Source organism: Mycobacterium sp. NBC_00419 (assembly GCF_036023875.1).
In the GTDB taxonomy this organism is placed as follows: Bacteria; Actinomycetota; Actinomycetes; order Mycobacteriales; family Mycobacteriaceae; genus Mycobacterium.
Window position 1 is genome coordinate 2,964,842 of the sequence record NZ_CP107931.1, and the last position, 26,529, is coordinate 2,991,370.

Consider the following 26,529-nt stretch of genomic DNA (forward strand, 5'->3'; position numbering starts at 1 on the left):
CCCTTGTCAGGGCTGGTACCACCGAGTACCGTACCCCACAAGCCCGTGGTACAACGCAGTACCACGCCACCTTGGGAGGCCTGTCACAGATGAGCGAAGCGCCCACCGTCGACGTCCCCGTCCGCCGGGAACCGAAGCTGCCGCCCCGCCCCACACTCCCGAGCCCGCTGCTCAAGCTCGGGTTCCTCGCGTCGCGCCGGCCGACGGTCGAGTGGCTGACCCGCCGGTTCGGGCGCAGCTTCACCGTGGACGTGCCGGTGTTCGGGCCCACCGTTGTCGTCTCCGACCCGGCGCTGACCAAGCAGATCTTCACCACGAGCCCCGACGTGCTCTACAACATCCAGCCCAACCTCAGCCGGCTGCTCGGCCCGGGATCGGTGTTCGGTCTGGACGGAACCGCCCACCGGGTTCGGCGCAAACTGCTCACCCCGCCGTTTCACGGCAGGAGCATCAAGGCCTACGAGACGATCGTCGAGGAGGAGACTCTTCGCGAGGTGGCGTCGTGGCCCGACGGCGAGGAGTTCGCCACCCTCGAGCCGCTGATGCGCATCAGCCTCAACGTCATTCTCCGGGCCATCTTCGGTGCTGGTGGTGCGGAGTTCGAACAGTTGCGCGAGCTGCTTCCCAAGTGGGTGACGCTCGGTTCCCGGCTTGCGGTGATGCCCGCTCCGGCGCGCGAATGGCGCTGGACGCCCTGGGGCAAGCTCGCCGAATACCGGCGCCAGTACGAAGGTCTGGTCGACACCCTCATCACCCGCGCCAAGGCGGACCCGGACTTCGAGGACCGTACCGACGTGCTGTCGCTGTTCCTGCGCAGCACCTACGAGGACGGCTCACCGATGACGCGCGCCGAGGTCGGCGACGAGTTGCTGACCCTGCTGGCGGCCGGTCACGAGACCACCGGCTCGACCCTGGCCTGGGCCTTCGAGCGGATCTCACGGCACCCGGAGGTGTTGCGGCAGTTGGTCGCCGAGGCTGACACCGACGACAACAGCTACCGCCAGGCCACGCTCTTCGAGGTCCAGCGCAACCGCACGGTGATCGACTTCTCCGGTCGTCACGTCACCGCACCGATGTACGAACTCGGCGAATGGCTTATCCCGCAGGGCTATTCGATCATGGTCAGCCTGGGTCAGCTCCACGAGAACCCGGAGATGTTCCCCGACCCGCAGCGGTTCGACCCGCAGCGATTCGTCGACGCCAAGCCGAACACGTTCGCCTGGGTGCCCTTCGGTGGCGGAACGCGGCGCTGCATCGGTGCCGCGTTCGCCAACATGGAGATGGACATCGTGTTGCGAACCGTCCTGCGGCAGTTCACGATTGCGACCACCGATGCCCCGGATGAGAAGTGGCACAACCGAGGCGTGGCCTACGTCCCCAAGAAGGGCGGACGCGTGGTGGTCTACCGCCGCCGCTGACGCCCGGCCCGCGAGCGTGCACTCCGGTACGCCACAGGCGGCGTGTCGGCGTACCGACACGCACGCTCGGCCCGGGGTCAGACCTGTGCGCGCTTGGGCAGCTTCCAGCCCGGCCGCGGGAAGTGGCAGGTGTACCCGTTGGGGTAGTGCAGCAGGTAGTCCTGGTGCTCGGGCTCGGCGTCCCAGAAGTCACCGGCCGGGGTCACCTCGGTGACGACCTTGCCCGGCCACAAGCCCGACGCGTCCACGTCGGCGATGGTGTCCAGCGCGACCTGCTTCTGCTCGTCGTCGAGGTAGAAGATGGCCGAGCGGTAGCTGCTGCCGACGTCGTTGCCCTGCCGGTTCTTGGTGCTCGGATCGTGAATCTGGAAGAAGAACTCCAGCAGCGCCCGGTAGTCGGTCACCGCGGGGTCGTAGACGATCTCGATCGCCTCGGCGTGGCCGGGATGGTTGCGGTAGGTCGGGTGGTCGTTCTGCCCGCCGGTGTAGCCGACGCGGGTGGACACCACGCCGGGCTGCTTGCGGATCAGGTCCTGCATGCCCCAGAAGCACCCGCCGGCCAGGATTGCCCTCTTGTCGTCGCTCACGTCGTTTCCTTCCTTCGTGGCGGCACCGAAGAGCCGCCGGTATTCGCCATAGCCCTGCGCCTCGAGGTCGTCGAGGTGGATGAATCTCAGCGAAGCCGAGTTGATGCAGTAGCGCAACCCGCCTTGGGTACGCGGGCCGTCCTTGAAGACGTGGCCCAGGTGGCTGTCACCGTGCGCCGAGCGCACCTCGGTGCGGGGCACCAACAGCTTGAAGTCCCGCTTCGAGATGACGTTGGCGGTGTCGATCGGCTTGGTGAAACTCGGCCAGCCGGTGCCACTGTCGAATTTGTCGACCGAGGCGAACAGCGGTTCGCCGGACACCACGTCGACGTAGATGCCGGGCTCGTGGTTGTCCCAGTACTCGCCGGTGAACGGACGCTCGGTGCCGTTGCGTTGCGTCACCTTGTACTGCTCCGGTGACAACGCATCGAGCGCCGCGGGGTTCTTGTGATAGTTGCGCGCCATAGTCCCTTCCTAGTGTGCGTCATCTTCAACCCGCGGCGCCGCCGGGAAAGTCCCGCGTCAGGGACTGGTCAGAATCGATAGAACGTGTTCTAGTTTGGAGCTGTGGCGCGATTCTCCCGTGAAGAACTGACCAAAGCATTCGCGACGTTCGAGGACACGGTGGCCCAGGCCGCCCGCACTCGCGACTGGGACGCCTGGGTGGGGCACTACACCCCCGACGTCGACTACATCGAGCACGCGATGGGCACCATGAAGGGCCGCGACGAGGTGCGCGCCTGGATCACCACGACCATGGGCACCTTTCCGGGCAGCTACATGACGGAATTCCCGTCGCTGTGGTCGGTGTTCGACGAGGACACCGGCCGGGTCATCTGCGAACTCGACAACCCGATGCGCGATCCCGGTGACGGCACGATCATCACCGCCACCAACATCTCGATCGTCACCTACGCCGGTGACGGCCTGTGGTCGCGGCAGGAGGACATCTACAACCCGCTGAAGTTCGTCCAGGCCGGCATCAGGTGGTGCAAGAAGGCCAAGCAGCTCGGAACCCTCGACGAGGAGGCGGCCGCCTGGTTCGAGCAGTACGGCGGTAAGAAGTGAGCGCGCCCAAGCTCGTCATCGGAGCCAACGGCTTCCTCGGCTCACACGTCACCCGACAACTGGTGGCCGCCGGGCAGCAGGTTCGGGTGATGGTGCGCGAGAACGCCAGCACCATCTCCATCGATGACCTCGACGTGCAGCGGTTCGTCGGCGACATCTGGGATGACGAGACGTTGCGCGCGGCCATGGCCGGTGTCGACGACGTCTACTACTGCGTGGTCGACGCCCGCGGCTGGCTGCGCGATCCCGCGCCGCTGTTCCACACCAACGTCGAGGGCACCCGCCACGTGCTCGACATCGCCAAGGACGCAGGCCTGCACCGCTTCATCTTCACCAGCAGCTATGTCACCGTCCGCCGCCGCCGCGGCGAGACGAACAGTGAGGCCGACGTCATCTCCGACCGCGGACTCACGCCCTACGTCCGGTCCCGGGTGCAGGCCGAGGAACTCGTGCTGCGGTATGCGCGCGAGAAGGGCCTGCCCGCCATCGCGATGTGTGTGTCGACCACCTACGGCCCCGGTGACTGGGGCCGCACCCCGCACGGGGCCATCATCGCCGGAGCGGCGTTCGGCAAGCTGCCGTTCGTGATGGGCGGTATCGACTTGGAGGCGGTCGGGATCGACGATGCCGCCCGCGCGATGATTCTGGCCGCCGAACACGGCAGGGTCGGCGAGCGCTACCTGATCTCGGAGAAGATGATCAGCAACGCCGACGTCGCACGGATCGCCGCGCAGGAGGCGGGTGCACCGCCGCCGGGCAAGACCATCCCGCTGCCGATGGCCTACGCGCTGGCGACATTCGGGACCGTCAAGGCCAAGCTCAAGGGCACCGACGAACGGCTGTCGCTGGAATCACTGCGCCTGATGCGCGCCGAAGGACCCCTCGATCACAGCAAGGCTGTGCGCGAACTCGGCTGGCAGCCGCGGCCGGTCGAGGAGTCGATCCGGGAAGCTGCGCGGTTCTGGGTCGGCCTGCGCGAAGCCAAGCGGCAGGCCAAGGCGGCCCGGCAGGACTGAACCCGCGGCGGTGCCACTACGTGTCGCGGATATGAATCGACTTCTCGTACCCCTGCTCGCACCCGTTGCTGCCGCACTGCTGTTCCTGACCGCCTGCTCGTCCGGAACCACCACGTCGACCCCCGAGAGCACGGCGGCCGCGCCGGCCGCGACGTCCACCACAGCACCGGCTGGCCCCACGATCACGATCGCAGACATGCAGTTCGGTTCACCGCTGACGGTGGCTCCGGGCGCCACCGTGACCGTCGTGAACTCTGACGGCCCCGAGCACTCCGTCACCGCCGACTCCGGCAACGCCTTCGACGTCGACATCGACGGCAAGGGCACCGCCACGTTCACCGCGCCGACCAAGCCGGGCACCTACGCCTACCACTGCACCTACCACCCGAGCATGCACGGGCAGCTGGTCGTGGCGTGAGTCAGTTGGCCCACTGATCCCACGGCACGCTCCAGTCGCCGTTCTGCCACAACTGCAGTGGCTGCCCGCCGCTGTTGCGGACCTCGACCACATCGCCGGGCACTGAGAAGTTGTAAAACCATTTCGCGTTGTCGCCGTTGAGATTCAGGCAGCCGTGGCTGGTGTCGGTGTGGCCCTGCGCCCACACGGTGGCGTCGAGTTCGTGGAGGTACACCCCGTCGGTGCTGATGCGCACCGCGTACGGGATCGACTCCTTGTAGCCGAGGTGATTGTTGATCGGCAGACCGTACGTCGAGGAATCCATCACCACCGGATTGCTCTTGTCCAGCACGGTGTAGATGCCCGGCTGGGTCCAGAAGCTCAGCGTCTTGTCACCGACCTTCTCGGTTCCGCCGCGCCCCATCGAGGTGGGCATCGTGCGCACCAGGGCGCCGCCGTCGAAGACGCTGACCTGTTTGGTCGTGTCGTCGGCGATCGCCACGTGCGAGGCGCCGATGGTGAACGTCACCAACGGGGCGTCCACCGCGCCCACCGTGACGGCGGTCCCCGGCGCGTAGTACTGCGGCGGGCGCCAGTGCGCGGTGCGGTCGTTCACCCAATGCCATGCTCCGGCTACCGGGGGCGAGGTGGTGACCGCGAGTGCCTGTTCTGCCGCCGCGCGATCGACGGGCGCGTCGAAGTGCGCGACGACGACGATCCCGACGCCGTAGGTGCCGCCGTTCTGCAGCACGGCACCCGAGGTCGTGGTCAGCGCGACCGGCGGAAGGGGTTCGTCGGCCCGCGCCAGCCCGGCCGGGCCGGTGAGGACGCCCGACGACACCAGCACGGCGGCCGATACGACCAGGAGAAAGCGGCGCACGTAGGTCATGATGCGAACACTCCGGTCTGTCGGCTGCGGGGTCGCGGCACACTGTAGTGGCCGTTCCTGGATGCGGATAACTCATTAGGCGCCCGCCAGGTCCGGCTGAGAGGATTGACGACCATGGCCACGATCAACGGCGCCGTCTCGCACTGGTTCACCGAACTTCCCCAGCCCCGTCCCGCTCTGCCCGGTGACCGTGACGCCGACGTGTGCATCGTCGGCGCCGGCTACACCGGCCTGTGGACCGCCTACTACCTGAAGAAGGCCGACCCGTCGCTGCGGATCACCATCCTGGAGGCGCGGTTCGCCGGGTTCGGCGCGTCGGGACGCAACGGCGGCTGGCTGTCCGGGCTGGCTCCCGGGCACCGCGGCCTGCTCGCCAAGCAGTACGGCCGCGAGAGCGTGGTGGCCTGGCAGAAGACCCTCAATGAGGCCGTCGACGAGGTCATCGAGGTGGCTGCCCGGGAGGGCATCGACGCCGACATCGTCAAGGGCGGCAACCTCGAGGTCGCGCGCAACGCCGCCCAGGCCCGGCGGCTGCGCGCCGAGGCCGACGAAGACCGCGAGTGGGGCACCGAGGACATCGAGATGCTGACCGCGGCGCAGGCCGCCGAGCGTATTCGCGTCGACCACCTGGTGCTGGGCTCGTTCAACCCGCACTGCGCCCGCATCCAGCCGGCCAAACTGGCCCGCGGGCTGGCCGACGTGGTCGAGCGGATGGGCGTCACGATCTATGAGCAGACCCCGGTGACGACGATCAGCGCCGGCCGGGCCGACACCCCGCTGGGCGTGGTGCGGGCACCGATCGTGCTGCGGGCCACCGAGGGATTCACCGCCCGGATGAAGGGCCTGCGGCGGCGCTGGCTGCCGATGAACAGCGCGATGATCGCCACCGAGCCGATGTCGGACGACATCTGGGCGCGCATCGGCTGGGAGGGCCGCGAGACGATGGGCGACCTGGCCCACGGCTTCTTCTACGCCCAGCGCACCGCCGACAATCGCATCGCCATCGGTGGTCGCGCGGTTCCGTACCGCTACGCCTCCCGGATCGACAACGACGGCGCGGTCGGCGAGGGCACCATCACCTACCTGACCGGTGTGCTCAACACCGTGCTGCCGCAGACCAGGGGAGTGCCGATCGCCCACGGGTGGTGCGGCGTGCTGGCCGTGCCGCGGGACTGGTCGGCCGGCGTCAGCCTGGACCCGGTGACCGGACTGGGCGAGGCCGGCGGGTACGTCGGCCACGGCGTGACGGCCACCAATCTGGCCGGGCGCACCCTGAGCGATCTGGTCCTCAAGCGTGCCACCCCGCTGACCGCGATGCCGTGGGTCGGGCATCACTCGAAGACCTGGGAGCCCGAGCCGCTGCGCTGGATCGGGGTGCGCGGGATGTACACCGCTTACAAGGTGGCCGACCGGCACGAGGAAGGTGGGCGGTCCAGCACCTCGCCGATCGCAGTCGTCGCAGACACCATCGCGCGGCGGCCCTAGCGGCGCATACTCGAAGGATGAAGGAACCGACGTCCGCGCATCCGATCACGATCACCCCGACCTCGGGCCGGGTACGGGTCCACGTCAATGGTGAACTCGTCGCCGACACCCGTGCCGCGCTGGGGTTGCAGGAGGCGAGCTATCCCGTCGTCCAGTACATCCCGATCGGCGATGTGGACCCAAAGGTGTTGGACCGCAGTGAAAGCCGCACGCACTGTCCCTACAAGGGCGACGCCGGCTACTACAACGTCACCGTCGGTCACCTGACCGTCGAGGACGCGGTCTGGGTCTACGAGCAGCCCTTCCCCGCGGTCGCGGCGATCGCCGGTCACGTGGCCTTCTACCCGAACAAAGCCGACATCAGCGTCGACCCGGACTGACGCGTGCCCGTCGAGCGCACACTGCGGTTCGCCGGCCCGGTCAGCCCGGGCCACACGCTGGCTCCCCAGCGTCGCGGTCCGGGTGATCCCTGCTACCAACTCGACGCGCAGCGCACGATCTGGCGCACCAGCCTGCAGGCCAGCGGCCCGGTCACCGCACGCATCGCGCGCGCGGCCCCGGACGCGGTGAGTTGCCAGGCGTGGGGGCCCGGAGCCGAGGAGTTCGTCGCAGCCCTGCCCGCGTTGTTGGGTGCCGACGACGACGCCACCGACTTCCAGCCGCACCATCCGGTGATCGCGACGGCGGCCACCCGCGTGCCGCATCTGCGGCTGGGCCGCACCGGCCGCGTGCTCGAGGCGCTCATCCCCGCGGTCATCGAGCAGCGGGTACCGGGCGCGGACGCCTTTCGGGCCTGGCGCCTGCTGGTGACGAAGTACGGCACGCCCGCGCCGGGACCGGCTCCCGAGCGGATGCGGGTGCCCCCGTCGGCCGAGGTGTGGCGCCGGGTCCCGTCGTGGGAATTCCACCGCGCCAACGTCGACCCGGGCCGGGCCCGGACCGTCATCGGCTGCGCGCAGCGGGCTGATGCGCTGGAGCGGTTGGTGACCCGGCCCGCCGCCGAGGCCCGCGACGCGCTGACCTCACTTCCCGGCGTCGGCGTGTGGACGGCCGCCGAGACCGCGCAACGGGCGTTCGGTGACGCCGACGCCCTGTCCGTCGGCGACTATCACGTGTCGAAGATGATCGGTTGGACTCTGATCGGCAGGCCGGTCGACGACGCCGAGATGGTCGAACTGCTCGAACCGGTCCGACCGCATCGCTACCGGGCGGTGCGCCTACTCGAGGTCAGTGGTCTGGCCTATGAGCCGCGCCGCGGAGCCCGGCTGCCGGTGCAGCAGATCAGCACTTTGTGACGCTGGTCCCCGACCTGATTACCTGGCCGGTCGCCCGGGTATGCGTGCCTTCGACAGCGAAAACGAAGGAGCGACACATGGGTTCGAAGTTCACCGTTCCCGGTATGACCGAGGCGCAGGGCCGTAAGGTCGCCGACCTGCTGCAGAAGCAGTTGAGCACCTACAACGACCTGCACCTGACCCTTAAGCACGTGCACTGGAACGTGGTGGGTCCCAACTTCATCGGCGTGCACGAGATGATCGACCCCCAGGTCGAATTGGTCCGTGCCTACGCCGACGAGGTCGCCGAGCGGATCGCCACCCTGGGCGCCTCACCGCAGGGCACCCCCGGCGCGATTCTCAAAGACCGCACGTGGGACGACTACTCGGTGGGACGCGACACCGTGCAGGCACACCTGGCGGCGCTCGACCTGGTCTACGACGGCGTGATCGAAGACGTCCGCAAGGCCATCGCCACCACCGAGGAGTTGGACCCGATCACCCAGGACATCCTGATCGGCCAAGCCGCCGAACTGGAGAAGTTCCAGTGGTTCGTGCGAGCGCACCTGGAGAGCGCCGGCGGCACGCTGACCCACGAGGGCAAGTCCACCGAGAAGGGCGCCGCGAAGGCCGCCCGCTGACGTGGAAACAGTTCAGCCCCGCCACCCAACGGTGGCGGGGCTGAACTGTTTCGTGCTCAGCGCTCCAGGGCGTCGTCGCGCACGGGGCGGTCGGCGAGTTCCTCGCCACGGCCGAACAGCAGGGGGTAGACCGCGCCGGCGATGGCCGCGCCCACCAGTGGGGCGAGCCAGAACACCCACAGCTGCGCGGGGGCGCCGTCACCGTTGAAGAACGCGACACCGGTGGACCGGGCCGGGTTCACCGACGTGTTCGAGATCGGGATGGAGATCAGGTGAATCAAGGTGAGCGTCAACCCGATTGCCAACCCGGCGAAGCCCTTCGGGGCGCGGTTGTCGGTGGCGCCGAGGATGACCAGAAGGAAGATGAACGTGAGTAGAACCTCGGCGATCACCACGGCGGCCAGCGAGTAGCCGAACGGGGAGTGCTCGGCGTATCCGTTGGCGGCCAGATGACCGGTGGCGGTGAATCCCGGCTTTCCCTTGGCGATCACGTAGATCACCAGACCGGCCACGAGTCCGCCGATCACCTGGGTGATCCAGTAGGCAGGCAGGGCTTTCCATTCCACCCGTTTGGCGATCGCCGCACCGAGGGTGACTGCGGGGTTGAAATGCCCGCCGGAGATCACCCCGAAGGCGTACACGCCGGTGAGGACGGTCAGGCCGAAGGCGAGTGAGACGCCGAGAAACCCGATCCCGACCGACTTGTCCTCGGCCGGGTCAGCGGCGAAAACTGCTGCACCGCAGCCGCCGAGAACCAACCAGAATGTGCCGACGAACTCAGCCGCCAGCCTGTGTGCCATCGTCGGAGCTGACATTTTTCGATCCCCTCGCCGTCGAAAGTGCGCATGTTTGTCGGAGTGAGGATGTCATGCCCCCGCAGCCGAACGCACCAACCTTTGCCTAATCGACGCGAGAAGGTGACCTAGGTCCCACTGATCAGTACTCGCCTGATCAGTCCTCGCCCATGGCGTGCTCGTCGAGTGGGTTGTTGCGGGTGACGATCAACGGGTCGGTGTTGGTGAACGGAAAGTTCGGCAGATCGTCGATGTGCACGTTGAACGTCGCGGCCAGAACCTCGCGGGAGTAAGCGCTGATCGAGGCGCGGTAGCCGATGTCGCCGGGCATGGGCTGGTCGAAGAAGATCAGGAAGTGCCAGCCCGGGCAGTCGACCACCTCGATGTGGTGCGGATAGGCCCGCGGGATGAAGTAGACGTCGCCCTGGTTGAGGTACCAGGTGTCCAGTTCGCCGCCCGGTCCCATCACCGTCATACGCGCTGATCCGCTTCGGACATAACCCATTTCGGCGGTGATCGGATGCCAGTGCGGTTCGCGCATCCCGTCCTCGCGAATCCGCAACGAGTACATCGACAGGTCCTTCAGCGCCGGCCAGTACTGGACGCGGGCCAGATGCGCCGAGCCGACAGCGAGGCTGATCTGGGGGCTCTGCGCCTCCAGCGAGAACTTGTGCGGGTCGCCGAAGTACGCCGTCGCGGGGATCTCGGGATCACCGGCGCGCCTGGCCAGTGGGCGGTCGGTGGTGTTGCGCCGGATCTTGGTGAAGTCGGAGGCGTCCAGGTCGTAGGTGTTGCCCAGGACCGCGTCGGTCATGGCGCCGAATGCCGGGAACAGGCCGAAGTCCTCGGGCCGCTCATTGCGGAAGGCGATGATGAACTCGGCGACGTCCTCGCCGATGTTCTCGATGTGATGCAGTGAGCCGGAATCGATGTGGAACATCTCGCCCTCGCTGACCACGAACGAGGAGAACTGGCTGTAGCTGTCCAGAACGGAGACCAGTGCGGTACCCGAGACGCAGTAGGTCAGCTCGTTGGCGTTGGCGTGCCAATGCGGGGTGCGCATCGCGCCGGGATTGATCACCACCCGCTTGATCGACAGGCCGCGCAGGATGGGGAAGTTGTCGGCGGTGACCCGGCGGATCGAGCCGAGGTCGGATTCCTCGACGATCTCGCCCTCGGTGAGCGAAACGGCATGCGAACTACGGGATCTGGGCACGTGGACCTTCCTACCTGTCGGGTTCTTTGTCATCGTCGACGGGGGTGCTGAGAACTTCCGGTGCCGTGACGGTGACCCGTTCGGCGGCGGCGGTCTCGCGGTTGAGCCGCTGAGCCTGGTAGATCGACACCGGGGTGCGGCAGATGATCAGATAGGCCACGCCGACCGCGACCATCGCGCCGGGGATCACCGAGAACGATCCCGTCATCTCGGCGACCATGATCATCACGGCCAGCGGTGCGTGCGCCACGCTGCCGAAGCAGGCCATCATCGCGACGATGACGAACACCGCGGGGCCGGCCGGGACGGCGGGTGCGCCGGCCAGGTCGGCCAGCCGCCAGATCCCTGCGCCGACGAATGCCCCGATGACGATGCCGGGGCCGAAGATGCCGCCGGAACCGCCGGTGCCGATCGACAGCGATGTCGCAACGATTTTCGCGATCGGCAGCACGAGGATGATCCACAGCGGGATGGTCAGCAGACCTTCGCGGGTGGTGGCGATCTGCACCCAGCCGTATCCACTGGCGAGTACCTGCGGAATCGCCAACGCGAGCAGGCCGACCAGCAGGCCGCCGATGGCGGGCTTGACGATCTTGCCGCCGGGCAGGCGGTTGGTCAGTGACACCGTTCCGTAGAACACCCTGGCGTAAAGGTAACCGATTGCGGCAGAGACGATTCCGATGACGGCGAACCACACCAGCTGCGCCGGGTCGAATCTGTAGTCCGGCTCGACGTAGCCGAACATCGGGGCAAAGCCCATGATCGACCCGTAGATCGCGTAAGCGGTTCCCGAGGTGAGAAAGCCTGGTACCAGCGCCTTGTAGTCGAAGTCTTCGCGGTAGAGGATCGAGGCGGCCAGCACTGCGCCGCCCAGTGGGGCGCCGAAGATCGCCCCGATTCCGGAGCCGATGCCCAGCGACACGGCCACTCTGCCGTCGCCGTCGGAGAGGTTGAACACCCGGGTCAGCAGCGAACCGAAGCCGGCCGAGATCTGGGCGGTGGGACCTTCCCGCCCACCGGAGCCGCCCGAGCCGATGGTCAGGGCGCTGGAGAGCATCTTGATCACCACGGCGCGCACCCGGATGGAGCGCGGGTCGGTGTGGACGGCCTCGATGGCGCTGTCGGTCCCGTGCCCTTCGGCCTCGGGGGCGAACTTCGCGACCAGGAACGCAGACACCAGGGCGCCACCGAACACGATCAGCGGGATCGCCCAGGGGCGGGCGAAGCTGCCCGAGCCGGTTCCGCCGCCGGCCTCCAAGGCCTCCGGCATGTCGTAGCCGCCGAGGTAACCGATCAGGAACCGGCCGGTGTAGTCCAGCGCCAGATAGAAGACGACCGCCCCGAGCCCGGCGATGATGCCGATGGAAACGCCCAGGATGAGCCACTTACGCAGGTATCCCGAGTCGCGGATGAAGGCTCCCAGCTTCCCGAGGGCCGTGCTATCGCTGATGGGGTCCGCCGCGGCCATAGCGGCATGTTACTTGGGCAAACCGAACCTGCGGCCTGCTCACCCGGGGTGGGACCAAAGACCCTTTCTCGCCTGTACCCCCACGGGTATGACGGAGAACACTTGCATATACCCCCATAGGTATCTATCGTAGGACGGGAACACATACCCCCAGTGGTATACGAGCCACGCCGAGGAGGCACCCGCCATGGTCATCGCGACAGTCGTTCTGGCGGTCTTCGTCGGGATCTCGCTCGGACTGCTCGGCGGCGGGGGGTCGATCCTGACCGTCCCCCTGCTGGCCTATGTGGCTGGTCTGGACACCAAACAGGCGATCGCCACCTCGCTGCTGGTGGTCGGTACCACCAGCCTGGTGGGGGCGGTGTCCCATGCCCGCGCCGGGCGCGTCCAATGGCGCACCGCTGGCCTCTTCGGTGCGACCGCCATGGTCGGCGCGTACGGGGGCGGGCACATCGCAGCTTTCGTTCCCGGCACCGTGCTGCTGATCGGGTTCGCGATCATGATGGTCGCCACCGCGATCGCCATGCTGCGCGGCCGCAAGAACTCAGCCGGTAGTGCGACCGGCGCCGCCCTGTCGTTGCCGAAGATCGCCGCGGTGGGCCTCGGTGTCGGTCTGGTCACCGGGCTGATCGGCGCCGGGGGAGGCTTCCTGCTGGTGCCCGCTCTGGTGCTGTTGGGCGGACTACCGATGCCGATCGCCGTTGGCACGTCGCTGGTGATCATCGGGATGAACTCCTTCGCCGGATTCGCCGGCTACCTGTCCAGCGTGCAGATCGACTGGTCTCTTGCCGGCATGGTGATCGCCGCCGCGGTCGTCGGTGCCCTGATCGGCGCCCGGTTCGCCGGGCGGGTCGATCCGGAACTGCTGCGCAAGGGATTCGGCTGGTTCGTCCTGGGCATGGCGTCGGTGATCCTCGGTGAGGAGATCCACCCGGTGGTCGGATTCACCTGCGCCGCAATCACTGTGGTTGCAGCCGCAGCGATGTTCGCATGCAACCACATCGCATCCTGCCCATTGCGCCGATTCACCGGCCAGTCCACCCGAATCGGAGCTGCGGCATGAGTAACACCGAAGTGCTGCACCGGCTACGCCGGGCCCAGGGCCAGTTGGCCGGTGTCGTCTCGATGATCGAAGACGGCCGCGACTGCAAGGACATCGTGATCCAGCTGGCCGCGGTGTCCAAGGCACTCGACCGGGCCGGCTTCAAGATCGTCGCCACCGGGCTGCGCGAATGCGCCACCGGAATCGATACCGGCGACAAGACACCACTAACCGAAAGCGAGCTCGAGAAGTTGTTTCTCGCGCTCGCCTGACACACCCCCAAGATTCCCGGAAAGGAAGACCGACATGAAGTTCAACCAGTACTACCTGGAATGCCTGTCGCATGCGTCCTACCTGATCGGCGACGAGACCACCGGTCGCGCCGTCGTGGTCGACCCGCAACGCGACGTGTCCGAATACATCGCCGACGCAGCGGAACTCGGCATGACCATCGAGCTGGTCATCGAAACCCACTTCCACGCCGACTTCCTGTCCGGGCACCTCGAACTGGCCAAAGCGACCGGCGCCCGGATCGTCTACTCCTCGATCGCCCAGCCGGAGTTCGACTTCATGGGGGTCTACGACGGCGAGCGCTACTCGCTCGGTGACGTGCAGCTGGAATTCCGGCACACCCCGGGTCACACACCTGAGTCGATGAGCATCGTCATCTACGAGCACGCCGATGACACCCTCCCGTACGGCGTGCTGACCGGTGACACCCTGTTCATCGGTGATGTGGGCCGGCCGGATCTGTTGGCGTCCATCGGCTTCACCCGCGAGGAACTGGCCGACAAGCTCTACGACTCCCTGCACGACAAGTTGATGCCCCTGCCCGACACCACCCGCGTCTACCCCGCCCACGGTGCCGGCTCGGCGTGCGGCAAGAACCTTTCGACCGAGTTGTGGTCGACGATGGGCGAGCAGCGCAGGACCAACTACGCGCTGCGCGCCTCGGACAAGGCGACGTTCATGGAGATGGTCACCGAGGGTCAGCCGCCCGCCCCGGGCTACTTCGTCTACAACGCGATCCTCAACCGCAAGGACCGCGACCTGCTCGACGAGACCGAGATGCCCGCGCCGATGACCTATGACGAGGTCAAGAATGCGGTCACCGCCGGCGCCATGCTGATCGACGGTCGCTCGCCGGAGGAGTTTGCGCTCGGGCATCTACGGGGCGCCGTCAACATCGGATTGGGTGGGCGCTACGCCGAATTCGCCGGCTCAGTGGTCAAGCCCGACGTCGACCTGGTGATCATGACCGAGCCCGGCATGGAGCTGGAGGGCAAGAACCGTTTGGCCCGAATCGGTTTCGACCGTGTCGTCGGTGTCCTCGCCGAGCCCTACCAGGTGATGTTCGCCAACCCCGACGACGTCGAGGTCGCGTCGCGGTTGACCACCAACGCGATGGGCGAGCGGATGGCCGATGTTCCCGAGCTGCAGATCGTTGATGTGCGCAACCCGGGCGAGGCGGCTGCCGGAATGATCCCCGGCGCGGTGAACATTCCGGTGGGTCAACTGCCGGACCGGGTCGGTGAACTCGATCCGGGCAAGCCGACGGTCGTGTACTGCGCCGGCGGCTACCGCTCCTCGGTTGCGGCGAGCGTGCTGCGCCAGCGCGGCTTCGCCGATGTCAGTGATGTCTTGGGTGGCTACGGCGCCTGGGACGAAGCAGTCCAGAACGCTTGAGAGGCAACGAGAATCATGAGCACGACAGCAAAACACCAGGTTCTGATCGTCGGCGGCGGCACTGCCGGAATCACGGTAGCCGCACGCATGCTCCGTAAGGGCTACACCGACGTCGCGGTCATCGAACCGTCGGACAAGCACTACTACCAGCCGCTGTGGACCCTCGTCGGCGGCGGCCAGGCCAAGGCCGGCAGCACCGAACGTGCCGAATCCTCGGTAATGCCCAAGGACGCCAGCTGGATTCGCACATCCGCCGAGAGCTTCGACCCGGAGAACAACACCGTCACCTGTTCGGACGGCGCCACCTACGGCTACGACGTGCTGGTGGTCGCACCCGGCATCCAGCTCGACTGGCAGGCCACCGAAGGACTGGCGAGCACGCTGGGCCGCGACGGGGTGTCATCGAACTACCGGTTCGACCTGGCACCCAAGACCTGGGAGTTCATCCGCAACACCCGGTCGGGCACCGCCGTGTTCACCATGCCCACCGGCGGGGTGAAGTGCGCAGGCGCCGGGCAGAAGATCGCGTACCTGGCGTCGGACTACTGGCGCAGGCAGGGCGTGCTGTCCGACATCGACGTCCATCTCGTGGTGCCCGGCCCGCGGATCTTCGGAATCCCCGGCATCGCCGACAATCTCGACAAGGTGATCGCCGGCTACGGCATCACCCTGCACACCGAGTCGGAGATGACCGCGGTCGACGCGGACGCCCGCAAGGTGACGGTGTCGGCGGTCGGACCCAGCGGCAGCGACGCGATGCTGCCCTACGACGTACTACACGTCGTGCCGCGGCAGTCGGCACCGGACTGGATCAAGCGCAGCCCGCTGTCCACCGGCGATGCCGCCGGCTACGTCGAGGTCGACAAGCACACCCTGCAGCACGTCCGCTATCCCAACGTGTTCGCTCTCGGGGACGTCGCATCCTCACCCAACGCCAAGACCGGCGCGGCGGTGCGCAAGCAGGCCCCGGTGGTGGTCGACAACATCGACGCCCACCTGGGCGGTCGACCGCTCACCGGCTCCTACGACGGGTATTCGTCATGCCCCATCGTCACGTCGTCGCACGACATGCTGCTCGCCGAGTTCGACTACGACCTGAACCTCACGCCGTCGTTCCCGGGTCTGGACCCCACCGCACCGCATCGGGCGTACTGGTATCTGAAGAAGTACGGGCTGCCGTTCCTGTACTGGAACCTGATGCTCAAGGGCCTCGCCTGAGGTCAGGCGTCGAGGTCCTGCGCCACCAGCTCCGCGATGGCCGCACAGGCCGCCTCGTCCTCGGAGGCGACGGTGACCTGGGCGCCGTTACCGGCACCGAGCGTCATGATCATCAGGGCCGAGCCGGCGTCGACCGGTTCGCCGCCGTCCAGTGACAGCGATACCGGAACACCGGCCTTGACAACGGCTTCGGAGATCAGGGCTGCGGGCCGGGCGTGCAGCCCGATCGCTGAACCGACGATGACGGTCTTGGTGTGCATGAAGTTCCCTTCGATTGAGTCGCACTCGACGCTATGGAGATGTCTACTCGAACACTGACGCCCAGAGGTCTCCTTTGGGCGATCGGTTAGACCGTGTTAGGCAGCGGCCAGCGTGGCGTTGGCCTCTTGCTCGGCTTTCGGGTTCGCGAACTGCTTGGCGGCGACGACCGCGAGCGCGGCGACCACGGTACCCGCGGCCAGCGCGACGAGGAACCACAGCAGGTTGCCAATCGCGAAGAACACGAAGATGCCGCCATGCGGCGCCTTGAGCGTGACGTCGAAGGCCATGATCAGGGCCCCGGTGACCGCTCCGCCGGCCATCATCGACGGGATGACGCGCAGCGGATCGGCAGCGGCGAACGGGATCGCACCCTCGGAGATGAACGATGCACCCAGCAGCCAGGCGGCGCGGCCGTTCTCCCGCTCGGGCTCACTGAACAGGCCGGGCCGAACGGTGGTGGCCAGCGCCATTGCCAGCGGCGGCACCATACCGGCGGCCATCACCGCGGCCATGATGCGCAGCGAGGCGGGATCGGCGACGTTGAGGCCGGCGGTGGCGAAAGCGTAGGCCGCCTTGTTGACCGGGCCGCCGAGGTCGAAGCACATCATCAGGCCCAGGATCACGCCGAGCAGGATCACCGAGGCGCCGGTGAGGCTGTTGAGCCAGTTCGTCAGACCCGAGGTGATCGCGGCCAGCGGGCGGCCGAGCAGGAAGAACATCAACAGGCCGACGATCAGCGAGGCGAGCAGCGGGATGATGACTACCGGCATGAGTCCGCGGAACCATTGCGGCACCTTCCAGCTGCTGATCCACAGTGCGGCGAAGCCGGCGATGAGGCCGCCGACGATGCCGCCGATGAAGCCGCCGCCGACGAACACCGCCACCGCGCCCGCGGTGAAGCCCGGCGCGATACCGGGCCGGTCGGCGATGGCGAACGAGATGTAACCGGCCAGCGCGGGGACCAGGAAGCCGAACGCCAGCCCGCCGAGGGTGAACAACACCGCGCCGAGGTACTGGGTGAAGCCGCCGGCCGGCAGGTTGGTCAGCGAGTTGGTGGTCGCGATGATGTGCGCCAGTGAATCTGTCGCGCCCGCAGGCTTGTTGGCGATGTCGTAGCCGGCGAACAGGAAGCCCAGGGCGATCAGCAGACCGCCGGCGGCCACGAACGGGATCATGTAGCTCACGCCGGTCAGCAGGATCTGCCGGGTCCGGGTACCCCAGCCGACCCCGCCTGCCGGTGCGCCGGCCTCAGCTGTGGCCCCGCTGCCCTCCACCCGGGGAGCATTCGGATTATCCGCTGCTGCAACGGCTTCGGCGATCATCTTGTCCGGCTCGTTGATCGCGCGCTTGACGCCGGAGGCGATCACCGGCTTACCGCCGAAGCGCTGGCGGTCCTTGACGCCGACGTCGGTGGCGAAGATGACGGCGTCGGCGCCGGAGATCGTCGCCGCACTCACCGGTGTGCTGCCCGAAGAACCCTGGGTTTCGACGACGAGGTTCACCCCGGCCCGCTCGGCGGCCAGTTTGAGGGCGTCGGCGGCCATGTAGGTATGGGCGATGCCGGTCGGGCAGGCGGTGATCGCCACGATCGACTTGCCCTTGGCTGCCGGTGCCGCCGGTGCCGCTGCGGCGGGTGCCGCGGCGCCGTCGGGGTTGACCACCCCGTCGACGAGTGCCACCACCTCGTCGGCCGATTTAGCGGCCCGCAGTGAGGCGACGAAGTCCGGGCGGACCAGCGCACGCGCCAGGCTGGACAGCAGCTTCATGTGCTCGGCCCCCGCCCCGTCGGGTGCGGCGATCAGGAACACCAGATCGGCCGGGCCGTCCGGCGCGCCGAAGTCGACTTTCGGTGCCAGCCGGGCGAATCCGATGGACGGGCTGGCGACGGCGGCCGATCGGCAGTGCGGGATCGCGATGCCGCCGGGCAGGCCGGTCGCCGACTGGGCCTCCCGGGCCAGCGCCGCGGCGGTGAGTGCCTCGCGGTCGGTCACCCGCCCGCTGTCGGCGAGTCGGCCGGCGAGCCGATTGATCACCGACTCCTTGTCGGCGCCGGCGTCGACGTCGAGGAGCACCAGATCGGTGCTGATGATGGACACGGGATTGGTCATGATGTCTGCCTTCTTGCTAGGGGGCGGGCGAAGCTGGGCGGGAAGTGGAGGGGGCGGGCGAAGCGGGGTACGGCGAAATCGAGGTGACCGCGACGTCGTCGAGGTTGATCTGTGCGGGTGAGGGCAATGCCGACCCGGGCAGCGCTGCGGCGCCACTGCCGTAGGCGACGGCCATCTGAAGTCGTTGCGGCGCTTGGGCACCGCCGACGTCGGCGCGTACGTAGCCCGCGAGGGATGAGTCACCGGCGCCGACGGTGCTCTTGGGTGTGATCGGGGGAGGGGTTGCCAGCCAGCTACCGGTCTCGTTGACCAGTACCGCGCCCGCTGCGCCCAGGGTGGCCAGCACCGTCTTGGCGCCGCGCTCGATGAGCTGATGAGCGGCCTGGACAACGGGTTCCGGATTTCCCTGGGCCAGAGCGTCTTCCAGGGATTGCGCGTCGACGCCCGCCAATCCGGCGAGCTCCTCGGAGTTGGGCTTGATCAGGTCCGGGGCGGCGCGGCCGAAGCCGGCGGCCAGTGCGGCCAGCGGCGCGTCGGAGGTGTCCACGGCGACCTTGCAGTCGTAGGGCGCCAGTGCGGCGACCACGTCGGCATACCAGCGCTCAGGCATTCCCGGCGGCAGCGAGCCGGACAGGACCACCCATTTCGCCGATGCCGCGCGCTCGATCACGGCGCGGGTCAGTGCGTCCAGTGCGTGGGCGTCGATCACCGCGCCCGGCTCGTTGATCTTCGTTGTGGTGCCGTCGGATTCGGTGATGGTCAGGTTGGTGCGCACCGCGCCGTCGATCGGCACCGCATAGAACGGCACGCCGTAGGACCGCAGCGCCGCGACGATCGGGTCGTGCTCGGCCGCCGGGAGCACCGCGACGGTATCGAGTCCGGCCAGCGTGAGGGCGCGGGCGACGTTGACGCCTTTGCCGCCCGGTTCGTTCGACACCGACTGCACCCGGTGTACCGCCCCGCGTACCAATTCCCCTGGCAGCGTGACGGTGCGGTCCATGCTCGGGTTCGGAGTGACGGTGACGATCATGCTTCCCCTCCTGCCAGGACGACCTCGACGCCGTGCTGGGACAACTGTTCCCGGTCGGCGGGGCTGATCTCGGTGTCGGTGACCAGGGCGTCGACGCTGTCGATCGGAGCGAAGCTGACGAATTCCTCGCGGCCGACCTTCGAGGAGTCGGCCACGACGACGACGTAGTTGGCGCACCGCACCATCGCGCGCTTGACGGCGGCCTCGTCGCTGTCCGGAGTCGACAGCCCGTGGCGCACGCTGATGCCGTTGGTGCCGATGAACGCGATGTCCACCCGCAGGGTGTCCAGCGCGCGCAAGGCCTGCTCGCCGACGGCAGCCTGGGTCAGGCCGCGAACCCGGCCGCCCAGCAGCTGCAGGGTGACCGCAGACATCGTGGCCAGGCGCGCCGCGATGGGAACCGAGTTCGTCACCACCACCAGTTGGCGTTCCGGCGGGAGCATCTCCGCCACCCGCGCTGTCGTGGTGCCGGCGTCGAACAGGACGCTCGCCCCCGGTAGCGGCAGGAACTCGGTGGCGGCGCGGGCGATGGCCTCCTTGAAATCGGCCCGGGTGACCTCGCGCTCGTCGACCCCGGGTTCGACCACATGCAGGGCGCGGATCGGGACAGCGCCGCCGTGCACGCGGCGCACCAGACCGGCGCGGTCCAGCGCGGCCAGGTCGCGCCGCACCGTCTCGGTGGTGACGTCGTAGTCCTGGGCCAGTTCGGCCACGGACGCCCGGCCCTGGGACAGGACCCGGGCCGCGATGGCCTGTTGACGTTCTTCCGCGTACACGTTTCTCCGTTTATGTGGGTTATGCCCGTGCGTTCATGTTGCTTTGTGTTGTTTTACTCCCGTTCGTGTTGACTTGTCAACGGTATGTTGTAATCTGGTTCACATGTCAGCCTCTACCCGGCCTACTTCACTTGATGCGCCCGCCAGCGCCGTTCTCACCGGTGTTCCGGTCGTTCCCGGGGTCCGCTTCGCACCGGTGATCCGTCCAGGCCGACTACCCGCACTCGACGATCTCGACCCGGGTGGCGAGATTCCCGAGGGCGAGCGGCAAGCCGAGGCGGCCCGGTTCACCGCCGCCGCGGCCACCGTCGCCGAGCGGCTGCGGGCGCGTGCCGCCAGCGCCACCGGCTCGGCGTCGGAGGTCCTGGCCGCCACTGCGACGCTCGCGCAGGACCGCGCCTGGCTGGGTGCCGCCGAAAAGCGCATCAAGGAAGGTATGCCCGCGGTGCGGGCCACCGCCGAGGCGGTCGCCCAGTTCGTCGACCTGTTCACTCAGATCGGCGGCCTGATGGCAGAGCGGGTCACCGATCTGCGCGACATCCGCGACCGGGTGGTGGCCGAACTGAGTGGGTTGGCAGAGCCCGGCGTGCCGGTGCCGGCCACGCCCTCGATTCTGTGTGCCGAAGACCTCGCGCCCGCCGACACCGCGGGGCTGGACCCCAGCCTCGTCGTCGGGCTGGCCACCACGCTGGGCGGGCCGACCAGTCACACCGCGATCATCGCGCGGCAGCTCGGCATCCCGTGCGTGGTCGCCGTCACCGGGCTCGACGAGGTGCAGCCCGGAACAGAGGTTCTGATCGACGGAACCCGCGGGACGCTGACCCTCTCGCCCGATCCGGCGGATGCCGCGGCCGCCGTCGAGACCGCGGACGCCGCGACCGCCGCGATGGCCGGCTGGACCGGGCCCGGCGCGACCGCTGACGGCCATGTGGTCGCGATCCTGGCCAACGTGCAGGACGGTTCGGCCGCCCGCTCCGCGCGGGAAACCCCGGCCGAGGGCATCGGGCTGTTCCGCACCGAACTGTGCTTCCTCAACCGCGACACCGAGCCGACGGTCGACGAGCAGGCCGCGATCTACGGCGAGGTGCTCGACGCGTTCGCCGGCCGCAAGGTCGTCATCCGCACCCTGGACGCCGGATCGGACAAGCCGCTGAAGTTCGTCGGCCACCCCGACGAGGCGAACCCGGCTCTCGGTGTGCGCGGCAACCGCATCGAGGCCATCCATCCCGAGGTGCTCGAACGCCAGCTCGACGCGATCGCCGCGGCGGCGGAGGCCACCGGCAATCCGCCCTGGGTGATGGCACCGATGATCGCCACGCCGGACGAGGCCAAGCGCTTCGCCGAGCGGACCCGCGCCCGCGGGCTGGTGCCCGGCGTGATGATCGAGATTCCGGCCGCCGCACTGCTGGCTGACCGGATCCTCGAACACGTCGAGTTCCTGTCGATCGGCACCAACGACCTGGCGCAGTACACGATGGCAGCAGACCGGATGTCGGCCGAACTGGCGACGCTGACCGATCCGTGGCAGCCCGGTGTCATCGCACTGGTCGCGATGACCACCCGCGCCGGTGCCGCGGCCGGCAAGCCGGTCGGGGTGTGCGGCGAGGCCGCCGCCGATCCGCTGCTGGCGTGTGTGCTCACGGGTCTGGGGGTGACGTCGCTGTCGGCGGCCGCCGCCGCGGTCACCGGTGTCGGCGCCAAGCTGGCATCGGTCACGCTGCAGCAGTGCCAGGAGGCCGCCGAGGCGGTGCTGCGGACCGCCAGCGCGACCGAGGCGCGTGCCGCGGCCATCGCCGTCCTGGGCTGACGGAATTAATCGGACTGCGGTCCGGTTACTCTCGACATGCCAGCAGTTACCGCAGACACGTTGTCATTGCCACGGGTGAGCGCCGCCGACCCGGCCGACACCGAACGGCCCGTCACGTCGATCACCACCGGACCCCGCGGGTTTGAGGGCGAGGGCTTTCCCGTCGTGCGCGCCTTCGCCGGAGTCAGCGCTGCCGACCTCGATCCCTTCATCCACATGGACCAGATGGGCGAAGTCGAGTACTCGCCGGGTGAGCCCCGCGGCACCGACTGGCACCCGCACCGCGGCTTCGAGACGGTCACGTACATGATCGACGGCCGCTTCGCCCACCAGGACTCGCACGGCGGCGGTGGGCTGATCGCCGACGGCGCCACGCAGTGGATGACCGCGGGTGCCGGCATCCTGCATATCGAGACGCCCCCGGCCGAACTCGTGGAAAGCGGCGGCGTGTTCCACGGGATACAGCTGTGGGTCAACCTGCCGCGCCGGGACAAATTCGCGCAGCCGCGCTACCAGTCGATCGAGGGCTCCGCGGTCCGCCTGCTGTCCTCGGCCGACGGCGGGGCGCTGGTTCGGCTGATCGCCGGCGACATCGACGGCTGGGCCGGTCCCGGTGCCACGCACACCCCGATCATGTTGGTGCACAGCACGATCGAAGCGGGCGCCCAGTTGAACCTCGGCTGGCCCAGCGAATTCAATGCGCTGGTCTATGTTCTCTCCGGTCGCGGCACGGTCGGCGCGGCCGGGCACCCGATTGCGCAGGGGCAACTCGCGGTGCTCGGCAAAGGTGACCGCATCACCGTCGCCGCTGATTCGGGGCAGGACGCCAACCGCGGACGGATGGACGTTCTTCTGTTGGGCGGCAGGCCGATTCGCGAGCCGGTGTTCCACTACGGGCCGTTCGTGATGAACTCCAAGTCGGAGGTGATCGAGGCGCTCGAGGACTTCAACGCGGGCCGCTTCGGCACGATCCCGCCCGGCGCCCTCATGCCGCACCGGCCCGGACGCGGGTAAGTACGCTCAGGCGGGTGCCGGCTCGGCGGCCAGGGCCGGCGGGTAGGTCAGCTCCAGTTCGCCGATGTTGGCCGCCGCCGTCACCAGCGGCAGGGCCGCCGAGACAGCGAGATCACCGGCACCGGCCTCGGCCCGCAGCGCGGGCACCAGCGCGTCGCTGATCGGCGGCAGCGACGCGGTGGGGTCACTGCCGTCCAGGCGCGCACACACCGCGGCGGCATGGGTCTCCAGTACCTGGCGGGCTTGCGGATACACCCCCAGCGGCGGCGGAACGATATCGGCGATCAGGTCGGCCGCCGCGCGTAACCGCATCGCTCGGCTCGAGGCCCGAACCACCGGCGCGCGCGAATCGATCGGCCCGCTGCTCTCCGAAAGGTATTGGCGCACTGCGTCGTCCAGCGTCCGCGACGCGGTCAGTGCGTCGTGGCTCAAGGTGTTGACCTGGTTCTCGGCTTGTTCGAACGCCCCCCGAGTGACCCGCTGCACCGACGCCCTCAGATACCGCGACCCCACGTCGCAGGCGGCGTCGATAGCCCGTTGCACCGACGTCTTCGCGCCACGTGGCCACAACAGCAGCGACACGACGACCCCGACACATGTTCCGACGACGATGTCCTCCACCCGAATCAGGCCGACCTTCCAGCCGGTCGGCACGATCAGGTTGAACACGATCAGCACCATCATCGTGAAGGCCGCCTGGCTGGCGGTGAAGGAGCCGATCTCGGGCACGTAGGCCGACCCGAACGCCACCACCGGCAGCAGCAGCCACATCACCACCGGGTCGACGCCGAGCAACTCGATCACGACCGCACCGATGACGAACCCGATGACGGTTCCGCTGATCGCGCGGATCATGCTCGTACCGGTCGTCAACGCGCTGCTGCGCAGCACCGACAAGGCGCCGAGCACCACCCAGAAGCCGTGCTGGACGGGGAAGACGAAGGTCACCAGGACGGCAAGGGCCAGACCGAGACCGGTGCGCACGCTGTTGCGCACCGTCACCGCGCGGGTGATCAGGTAACCGGTGGTCAGCGCGGTCACCGCCGCCGTCTCCGAGTACACCCGGTCGGCCACGCCGGTCTCGGGCAGCTGCCTGCCCAGCACGCGGGCCCACACCGGGCGTGCGTCGGCGGCGGCGGCGCTGCCGACCAGCCGGCCGGTCACCGCGACGGTGGCACCGATGGTGCGCCGGCTCAGCAGTGTGCGGCCGAGCTCCACCGCGGCATCGTCATCAGGTACCGCGAGGATGTCGACGATGTCCTGCCGGTAGCCACCGACGGCGATCGTGCGCAGTTGGGTCAGCGCCTCCGCCAGGTCGGATCGTGCCGACGCGCGGTCGGCCGGGCGGGCGATGCGCAGGATGCTGGCGCAGTCGCGCAGCACCCGCTCCGCCGGGTCGGCCATCGGGCCGAGAAGCTCGCCGGTGTCGCCGTTGACCCGGTCGCACAGCCACTGCAGGTCGTCGACGACGCGCACCAGGGCGCGGCTGCCCGCGGTCAGCGCCACCGGGCGGTAGGCGGCGCCGAGGAAGTTGGCCCGCAGCGCATCCATGGCCGCGGTGAGCTCGGCGCCCGACGCCGCGCCCACCAGGCGACGGGCCAGGACGTCGCAGACAGTGGCGGCATGGCGGCGCAGATCTCCGTGATGGCGTGGCGGAAAGACGAACAGCGCGGCGGGCACGCAGATCGCCAGCGCGATCAGCCACCCGGTGAGCCGCTCACCGAGTGGACCGGCCGGCGTGCAGATGGGCAGCACGAACGTCAGCAGAGTCGCCCGCTGACCGGCGGCGATGATCTCGCTGAGCACACCGGCAAAACTCACGATGGCACCGATGACGAACATCAGCGTCACCGCCAACCAGGGGATCGGCGCGGCGAAGGTGCCGAGACTGATCAGCACCGCTCCGTTGAAACCCAGACCGCCGTAGGCCAGGGCGCGGGCGTTGACGTTGCCCGGGAAGTCCACCACGATCAGCAGCGCGATCGAGCCGAAGATGGTGAACATCGGCGTCTGGGAGCCGCCGCCGACGGCGAAGCTGACCGCCGCGGCGATCGGGATGACGATGGCCGCGCGCAAGGCCCGTCGGGCACCGTCGTTTTCAGGGTCGCGGGTCCGGATCCGATTGGCCGCCCGGCGCCACAAGCCAGCCGGGGTCCACATGGCTGGATCGTAGAACTTCTCGGCGATCAGTGTGCGAGCATCTTGATGACCAGCACCACCGCGCCCAGAGACGCCAGTAACACCACCGTCAAAACCTTTTGCCACCAAGGCAATACAGATTTGCGCACCGCGAGCGAGGCGATGATCGCGAGTTCGCCCACGATGGCCCACATCGCCACCCACATCGCGGTGTAGGTCGCCAGCAGGCCGAAGGCGGCCGCCGCCAGAATCCCGACCGGGATGACGGCAGCCTGCACTATCTGCCCGGATGCCTGCAGCATGTGGCCGATCTCCCGGCGGTTCGGGCGATTCCCGTAAACGCCGAGGTGCGCGACGAAGTCGGCGAACAGACTCGCCGCCCACAGTCCGCCGGTCGCGACCGCTACATCGAGGACCCGGAACCACGCGCTGGTGTCGCCGGTGGTGTATCGGGCCAGCACCGCCAGCGTGGCCAGGCATGAGATCGCACCGTAGAGCCGTTCCCGCAGCACCGCGAAAACGTGCTCGTCGGGCGGGGATTCGGTGTGATCTGCGGGAGCGGGCGCGCTCACCGCGGCGGCACCGTGCTGAAGCGACCCGACTCCAACTCGTCGAGCATCTGGCTGGCGATCCAGTGGAACATCCCGGGCTCCCGCGGCAGGGTGGCCTGCTCGTAGCCGACGAACACGTACACCGCCCAGGCGGCATAGACCTGGGCCTGCCGGGGATCGCGGACGATCTCGAGGGCGGATTGGTAGATGATCTCGAACCGTTGGCGGTCGACCTCGGCCTGGACGTCGTAGACGTGCGGATCGATCGAGCTCCACACCCGGATGGCGGCCTCGGCGCCGTGCGGCAGCGACAGTCCCACCTGAATGATGGTTTCGATGCGACGCCGGGGATCGGTCTCCTCGCGGATCGCCTCGATCACCCGCACGGTGCGGTCCTCGACCCAGTAGGCCACCAGCTCCCGGCTGTAGGCCGGCCAACTGGTGAAGTAGTGGTAGAACGAACCGGTCGTGACCCCGAGCCGGTTGCAGACCTCGGCCAGCTTGAGCCCCCCGAAGCCGCTGTCGGCCAACACTTCGAGGCCGGTCTCGAAGTACGCCTCGCGGGTGGCGACGGTGGCCATTCTGAACACGATAGTTCCCACTCCCCAATGGCATAGCTGTGTCGCGGATGTTCGGCGGCGCCG

Annotated in this window: 25 protein-coding genes and 1 pseudogene; 14 read left to right on the plus strand and 12 right to left on the minus strand. The window is 68.3% G+C overall.

Annotation, left to right across the window (positions count from 1 at the left end):
- Positions 1-89 precede the first annotated feature (89 nt).
- A complete protein-coding gene (locus tag OG976_RS14185) occupies positions 90-1,418 on the plus strand; it encodes a cytochrome P450 (RefSeq protein ID WP_328349846.1) in 1,329 nt (442 codons plus the stop codon).
- A gap of 77 nt (positions 1,419-1,495) precedes the next feature.
- Here OG976_RS14185 and OG976_RS14190 read toward each other — a convergent pair whose 3' ends face one another.
- Positions 1,496-2,470 carry a bifunctional methionine sulfoxide reductase B/A protein gene (locus OG976_RS14190; RefSeq protein ID WP_328349848.1) on the minus strand — a complete coding sequence of 325 codons (975 nt, stop codon included), beginning with the start codon at positions 2,468-2,470 and terminating at the stop codon, positions 1,496-1,498.
- A gap of 102 nt (positions 2,471-2,572) precedes the next feature.
- Between OG976_RS14190 and OG976_RS14195 the strand changes: the two genes are divergently transcribed.
- The 3 genes from OG976_RS14195 to OG976_RS14205 are packed head-to-tail and all read left to right on the plus strand — an operon-like array spanning position 2,573 to position 4,507.
- Positions 2,573-3,073, plus strand: a complete 501-nt coding sequence (locus tag OG976_RS14195) for a nuclear transport factor 2 family protein (protein WP_328349850.1) — start codon at positions 2,573-2,575, stop codon at positions 3,071-3,073.
- Entirely contained in the window at positions 3,070-4,089 is a 1,020-nt protein-coding gene (locus OG976_RS14200; RefSeq protein WP_328349852.1) for an NAD-dependent epimerase/dehydratase family protein, read from the plus strand. The genes OG976_RS14195 and OG976_RS14200 overlap by 4 nt, the downstream gene beginning before the upstream one ends.
- Before the next feature lie 31 nt (positions 4,090-4,120).
- The gene (locus OG976_RS14205; RefSeq protein WP_328349854.1) at positions 4,121-4,507 is read left to right on the plus strand and encodes a cupredoxin domain-containing protein; all 387 of its coding nucleotides are present in this window, start codon (positions 4,121-4,123) and stop codon (positions 4,505-4,507) included.
- A gap of 1 nt (position 4,508) precedes the next feature.
- Here the strand turns inward: OG976_RS14205 and OG976_RS14210 are convergent.
- A pseudogene (locus tag OG976_RS14210) lies at positions 4,509-5,264 on the minus strand (L,D-transpeptidase); the annotation flags it as partial.
- 225 nt (positions 5,265-5,489) lie between these two features.
- Here OG976_RS14210 and OG976_RS14215 point away from each other — a divergent pair.
- From OG976_RS14215 to OG976_RS14230, 4 genes are all read left to right on the plus strand, one after another.
- Entirely contained in the window at positions 5,490-6,860 is a 1,371-nt protein-coding gene (locus OG976_RS14215; RefSeq protein ID WP_328349856.1) for an NAD(P)/FAD-dependent oxidoreductase, read from the plus strand.
- A 17-nt stretch (positions 6,861-6,877) separates the two neighbouring features.
- Positions 6,878-7,240 carry a DUF427 domain-containing protein gene (locus OG976_RS14220; RefSeq protein ID WP_328349858.1) on the plus strand — a complete coding sequence of 121 codons (363 nt, stop codon included), beginning with the start codon at positions 6,878-6,880 and terminating at the stop codon, positions 7,238-7,240.
- Between the two features lie 3 nt (positions 7,241-7,243).
- Positions 7,244-8,155, plus strand: coding sequence for a DNA-3-methyladenine glycosylase family protein (locus OG976_RS14225; protein ID WP_328349860.1), 912 nt, complete (start codon positions 7,244-7,246; stop codon positions 8,153-8,155).
- A 77-nt stretch (positions 8,156-8,232) separates the two neighbouring features.
- On the plus strand, positions 8,233-8,775 hold the full coding sequence (locus OG976_RS14230) for a Dps family protein (RefSeq protein ID WP_328349862.1): 543 nt from the start codon (positions 8,233-8,235) through the stop codon (positions 8,773-8,775).
- Positions 8,776-8,831: 56 nt separating this feature from the next.
- On the opposite strand, the gene aqpZ is transcribed toward OG976_RS14230, so the two are convergent.
- The 3 genes from aqpZ to OG976_RS14245 all read right to left on the minus strand — a co-directional run bounded on the left by aqpZ (position 8,832) and on the right by OG976_RS14245 (position 12,253).
- Positions 8,832-9,590 (minus strand): aquaporin Z, encoded by a 759-nt coding sequence (gene aqpZ, locus OG976_RS14235; RefSeq protein WP_328349864.1) that lies wholly within the window; start codon positions 9,588-9,590, stop codon positions 8,832-8,834.
- Positions 9,591-9,726: 136 nt separating this feature from the next.
- On the minus strand, positions 9,727-10,785 hold the full coding sequence (locus tag OG976_RS14240; RefSeq protein ID WP_328349866.1) for a cupin domain-containing protein: 1,059 nt from the start codon (positions 10,783-10,785) through the stop codon (positions 9,727-9,729).
- A gap of 10 nt (positions 10,786-10,795) precedes the next feature.
- The gene (locus OG976_RS14245) at positions 10,796-12,253 is read right to left on the minus strand and encodes a chloride channel protein (RefSeq protein WP_328349868.1); all 1,458 of its coding nucleotides are present in this window, start codon (positions 12,251-12,253) and stop codon (positions 10,796-10,798) included.
- A gap of 187 nt (positions 12,254-12,440) precedes the next feature.
- On the opposite strand from OG976_RS14245, the gene OG976_RS14250 reads away from it, so the two are divergent.
- Genes OG976_RS14250 through OG976_RS14265 form a run of 4 tightly spaced genes read left to right on the plus strand, consistent with a single transcriptional unit; the run spans position 12,441 to position 16,199 of the window.
- Entirely contained in the window at positions 12,441-13,316 is an 876-nt protein-coding gene (locus OG976_RS14250) for a sulfite exporter TauE/SafE family protein (RefSeq protein ID WP_328349870.1), read from the plus strand.
- Positions 13,313-13,567, plus strand: coding sequence for a metal-sensitive transcriptional regulator (locus OG976_RS14255; RefSeq protein WP_328349872.1), 255 nt, complete (start codon positions 13,313-13,315; stop codon positions 13,565-13,567). The genes OG976_RS14250 and OG976_RS14255 overlap by 4 nt, the downstream gene beginning before the upstream one ends.
- Before the next feature lie 34 nt (positions 13,568-13,601).
- Positions 13,602-14,981, plus strand: coding sequence for an MBL fold metallo-hydrolase (locus OG976_RS14260; RefSeq protein WP_328349874.1), 1,380 nt, complete (start codon positions 13,602-13,604; stop codon positions 14,979-14,981).
- Between the two features lie 15 nt (positions 14,982-14,996).
- Complete coding sequence (locus OG976_RS14265; protein WP_328349876.1) at positions 14,997-16,199, plus strand: NAD(P)/FAD-dependent oxidoreductase; 1,203 nt, start codon at positions 14,997-14,999, stop codon at positions 16,197-16,199.
- Between the two features lie 2 nt (positions 16,200-16,201).
- On the opposite strand, the gene OG976_RS14270 is transcribed toward OG976_RS14265, so the two are convergent.
- The 4 genes from OG976_RS14270 to OG976_RS14285 form a co-directional block, all read right to left on the minus strand.
- Positions 16,202-16,459: an HPr family phosphocarrier protein gene (locus tag OG976_RS14270; RefSeq protein WP_328349877.1), complete on the minus strand. Its 258-nt coding sequence runs from the start codon at positions 16,457-16,459 to the stop codon at positions 16,202-16,204.
- Positions 16,460-16,555: 96 nt separating this feature from the next.
- Entirely contained in the window at positions 16,556-18,568 is a 2,013-nt protein-coding gene (locus tag OG976_RS14275; RefSeq protein ID WP_328349878.1) for a PTS fructose transporter subunit IIABC, read from the minus strand.
- Positions 18,569-18,584: 16 nt separating this feature from the next.
- Positions 18,585-19,598: a 1-phosphofructokinase gene (pfkB, locus tag OG976_RS14280; RefSeq protein ID WP_328349879.1), complete on the minus strand. Its 1,014-nt coding sequence runs from the start codon at positions 19,596-19,598 to the stop codon at positions 18,585-18,587.
- Complete coding sequence (locus OG976_RS14285; protein WP_328349880.1) at positions 19,595-20,374, minus strand: DeoR/GlpR family DNA-binding transcription regulator; 780 nt, start codon at positions 20,372-20,374, stop codon at positions 19,595-19,597. Before OG976_RS14285 ends, pfkB begins: the two co-directional genes overlap by 4 nt.
- 103 nt (positions 20,375-20,477) lie before the next feature.
- Here OG976_RS14285 and OG976_RS14290 point away from each other — a divergent pair, with 103 nt between their 5' ends.
- Positions 20,478-22,181: a phosphoenolpyruvate--protein phosphotransferase gene (locus OG976_RS14290; protein ID WP_328349882.1), complete on the plus strand. Its 1,704-nt coding sequence runs from the start codon at positions 20,478-20,480 to the stop codon at positions 22,179-22,181.
- A gap of 36 nt (positions 22,182-22,217) precedes the next feature.
- Positions 22,218-23,195 (plus strand): pirin family protein, encoded by a 978-nt coding sequence (locus tag OG976_RS14295; RefSeq protein WP_328349884.1) that lies wholly within the window; start codon positions 22,218-22,220, stop codon positions 23,193-23,195.
- 6 nt (positions 23,196-23,201) lie between these two features.
- On the opposite strand, the gene OG976_RS14300 is transcribed toward OG976_RS14295, so the two are convergent.
- Genes OG976_RS14300 through OG976_RS14310 form a run of 3 tightly spaced genes read right to left on the minus strand, consistent with a single transcriptional unit; the run spans position 23,202 to position 26,466 of the window.
- Positions 23,202-25,355 (minus strand): FUSC family protein, encoded by a 2,154-nt coding sequence (locus tag OG976_RS14300; protein WP_328349886.1) that lies wholly within the window; start codon positions 25,353-25,355, stop codon positions 23,202-23,204.
- 26 nt (positions 25,356-25,381) lie between these two features.
- Complete coding sequence (locus OG976_RS14305) at positions 25,382-25,906, minus strand: hypothetical protein (RefSeq protein WP_328349888.1); 525 nt, start codon at positions 25,904-25,906, stop codon at positions 25,382-25,384.
- The gene (locus OG976_RS14310) at positions 25,903-26,466 is read right to left on the minus strand and encodes a TetR/AcrR family transcriptional regulator (protein WP_328349890.1); all 564 of its coding nucleotides are present in this window, start codon (positions 26,464-26,466) and stop codon (positions 25,903-25,905) included. The genes OG976_RS14305 and OG976_RS14310 overlap by 4 nt, the downstream gene beginning before the upstream one ends.
- Positions 26,467-26,529 lie beyond the last annotated feature (63 nt).

What these genes read in the sequence shown, in the direction of transcription:
- OG976_RS14265 (WP_328349876.1), top strand. Translation starts at nt 14,997, where the DNA reads ATGAGCACGACAGCAAAACACCAGGTTCTGATCGTCGGCGGCGGCACT.
- OG976_RS14215 (WP_328349856.1), top strand. Translation starts at nt 5,490, where the DNA reads ATGGCCACGATCAACGGCGCCGTCTCGCACTGGTTCACCGAACTTCCC.
- OG976_RS14295 (WP_328349884.1), top strand. Translation starts at nt 22,218, where the DNA reads ATGCCAGCAGTTACCGCAGACACGTTGTCATTGCCACGGGTGAGCGCC.
- OG976_RS14185 (WP_328349846.1), top strand. Translation starts at nt 90, where the DNA reads ATGAGCGAAGCGCCCACCGTCGACGTCCCCGTCCGCCGGGAACCGAAG.
- OG976_RS14255 (WP_328349872.1), top strand. Translation starts at nt 13,313, where the DNA reads ATGAGTAACACCGAAGTGCTGCACCGGCTACGCCGGGCCCAGGGCCAG.
- OG976_RS14310 (WP_328349890.1), bottom strand. Translation starts at nt 26,466, where the DNA reads ATGGCCACCGTCGCCACCCGCGAGGCGTACTTCGAGACCGGCCTCGAA.
- OG976_RS14250 (WP_328349870.1), top strand. Translation starts at nt 12,441, where the DNA reads ATGGTCATCGCGACAGTCGTTCTGGCGGTCTTCGTCGGGATCTCGCTC.
- OG976_RS14300 (WP_328349886.1), bottom strand. Translation starts at nt 25,355, where the DNA reads ATGTGGACCCCGGCTGGCTTGTGGCGCCGGGCGGCCAATCGGATCCGG.
- OG976_RS14290 (WP_328349882.1), top strand. Translation starts at nt 20,478, where the DNA reads ATGTCAGCCTCTACCCGGCCTACTTCACTTGATGCGCCCGCCAGCGCC.
- pfkB (WP_328349879.1), bottom strand. Translation starts at nt 19,598, where the DNA reads ATGATCGTCACCGTCACTCCGAACCCGAGCATGGACCGCACCGTCACG.
- OG976_RS14190 (WP_328349848.1), bottom strand. Translation starts at nt 2,470, where the DNA reads ATGGCGCGCAACTATCACAAGAACCCCGCGGCGCTCGATGCGTTGTCA.
- OG976_RS14245 (WP_328349868.1), bottom strand. Translation starts at nt 12,253, where the DNA reads ATGGCCGCGGCGGACCCCATCAGCGATAGCACGGCCCTCGGGAAGCTG.
- OG976_RS14220 (WP_328349858.1), top strand. Translation starts at nt 6,878, where the DNA reads ATGAAGGAACCGACGTCCGCGCATCCGATCACGATCACCCCGACCTCG.
- OG976_RS14270 (WP_328349877.1), bottom strand. Translation starts at nt 16,459, where the DNA reads ATGCACACCAAGACCGTCATCGTCGGTTCAGCGATCGGGCTGCACGCC.
- OG976_RS14260 (WP_328349874.1), top strand. Translation starts at nt 13,602, where the DNA reads ATGAAGTTCAACCAGTACTACCTGGAATGCCTGTCGCATGCGTCCTAC.
- OG976_RS14205 (WP_328349854.1), top strand. Translation starts at nt 4,121, where the DNA reads ATGAATCGACTTCTCGTACCCCTGCTCGCACCCGTTGCTGCCGCACTG.
- aqpZ (WP_328349864.1), bottom strand. Translation starts at nt 9,590, where the DNA reads ATGTCAGCTCCGACGATGGCACACAGGCTGGCGGCTGAGTTCGTCGGC.
- OG976_RS14275 (WP_328349878.1), bottom strand. Translation starts at nt 18,568, where the DNA reads ATGACCAATCCCGTGTCCATCATCAGCACCGATCTGGTGCTCCTCGAC.
- OG976_RS14230 (WP_328349862.1), top strand. Translation starts at nt 8,233, where the DNA reads ATGGGTTCGAAGTTCACCGTTCCCGGTATGACCGAGGCGCAGGGCCGT.